General features: G+C 40.9%; 3 protein-coding genes. All 3 read right to left on the bottom strand.

The window, feature by feature from the left end:
* Positions 1–126 precede the first annotated feature (126 nt).
* Complete coding sequence (locus FKN16_RS24205; RefSeq protein WP_020838879.1) at positions 127–636, bottom strand: DUF6882 domain-containing protein; 510 nt, start codon at positions 634–636, stop codon at positions 127–129.
* A gap of 143 nt (positions 637–779) precedes the next feature.
* Positions 780–1,580 (bottom strand): FRG domain-containing protein, encoded by an 801-nt coding sequence (locus FKN16_RS24195; RefSeq protein ID WP_212756564.1) that lies wholly within the window; start codon positions 1,578–1,580, stop codon positions 780–782.
* 33 nt (positions 1,581–1,613) lie between these two features.
* Complete coding sequence (locus tag FKN16_RS24190; protein WP_170903715.1) at positions 1,614–1,736, bottom strand: DUF3265 domain-containing protein; 123 nt, start codon at positions 1,734–1,736, stop codon at positions 1,614–1,616.
* Between the last annotated feature and the right edge of the window lie 4 nt (positions 1,737–1,740).

The following is a 1,740-nucleotide window of genomic DNA, read 5'->3' as shown; positions in this document are numbered from 1 at the left end:
AGCTCTGCAATGAAATTGCACACAAATTAAATACGCGCCCACGCAAAAGACTTGGGTATAGGACACCAACGGAGTATATTCATGCGCATCTGTAAAAAGTGTCGCACTTCAAACTTGATACTAAGCCTAGTTTGCCCAACTTATGTCAGTTATCACCATGTAAGTAAAACCCGTCTCTCCCGTGGTTCGGTAGGCACCTTTAGCTTCCAAAAGATAAGAGGTCACGGAAGTCATTTCCCACCCATCAATCTCATCCGCTTCCCACTTGTCTATGATAAGCGCTTCATAGCCTTTTGACTCGCCAAACTCTCGAACGATGTGCATCTGATCTTTTACATTGTCATAAATGTAAGAGTTTGCCCAAGACCAAAGCCATGTATTTGACGTGGTAGAAATAGAACCGACGAACTGTACCTTTGCAATAACAGCAACCTTTCCATCGTTTGAAAATATAAGAGTACCGCTTTCCTGATCCCAGTCGAAACGCTCATGTTCACCAAGTTTAAACTCGCTCATCAGCTTGCTCTGCTTTTCTGTCAGAGCAGTATGCGCTTCGGTAACAAAATCTTCCCAGCTAATATTTGCGTTGGCATTTGAAACGAATAATCCCATGGCTGCTGTTAGTAATTTCTTCATAATTCTCCTACGAGGTATAACGCCCTGTTAAGGTGTGAGCAACGAAATACCGATGCCACCGCATACCACCTTAAACAATAAACGCAACGCATAGTAAAAATGCCACACGTTGCGAATCACTCTTAAACAGTTTGTTAGGTAAATTAGTATCGATTGACCTCAAGGTGTAAATTACAATAATCTGAAGCCCCACCAAGATCAGGGAAAAGGGTTGAGTGATTAATGTTCATACGATTTAAATATCGTAAGCAATCAAATACATCTTTTTGATTTTTTATAGGTATAAATACTTTCATTAGCTCAATAAAATTTTCGTTTCCTTTTACTCTATGAGTTTTAACCCAGGTTTCTAAGTCGACATTATTAGGTCCCCTAGTGAACAGCCCTCTTTGACTAACTAATCGACTGTTTTCATCACTCAAAGGGCGAACAATTTTTACTGTTGGCTTCTGGTCGTTTATTAATTTTATTGAGTCTGTACTTTTGATTAGTTTATTTTTATCATTTATTGAAGACTGGGATATTGAATATACAATAATCTCGCTGCTTTTTTCTCTAACAGCATTACTCATCGCGAAGAACAACGCTACAAATGGAGACTCTGTCCAATCTAGAAGTGGTGTCGCTAAACCATGGTGTTGACCCAAAGCCCACCAATCGTCATCCGAACTGAGTGATGCGGGGTGCGCCCCTCGCCGACCTCTTGTCTCATATTTAAACTTCTCTAAGTGCTGTTTTCGTTTGGGTGACTTAGGATGCCGAATTAACCTATCTAAGGTAGGTTCAAGCTTCCACTCTGATCTTGCATGCCCTCTATAAACATAAGTGGTGTAATCCAACATCTCTTGGTTAATAAAATCAGAAAAGTACTTCCATGAGCTCAACCGAAACTCTTTAACCCCATCATTGAAAGAACCATCTAGCCATCTAGCAGGTCTTGCCACAATCAAACCTCCGTTTTCTATTTATAAATTTACCTAACGCCGCGTTAAGGGGTGAATGCCGCATAAACCAACTTTCCGCAGACCACTTTCACCACCAAAACTCACTGCATACCAAAAATGCCACGCGGCATGAATCCCTCTTGAACGCTTTGTTATGCCG

The organism is Vibrio sp. 11-4(1), assembly GCF_013048625.1.
Lineage (GTDB): Bacteria > Pseudomonadota > Gammaproteobacteria > Enterobacterales > Vibrionaceae > Vibrio > Vibrio diabolicus.
Note: the sequence above shows the minus strand (reverse complement) of the source record. Positions and strands in the feature narration are given on the sequence as shown.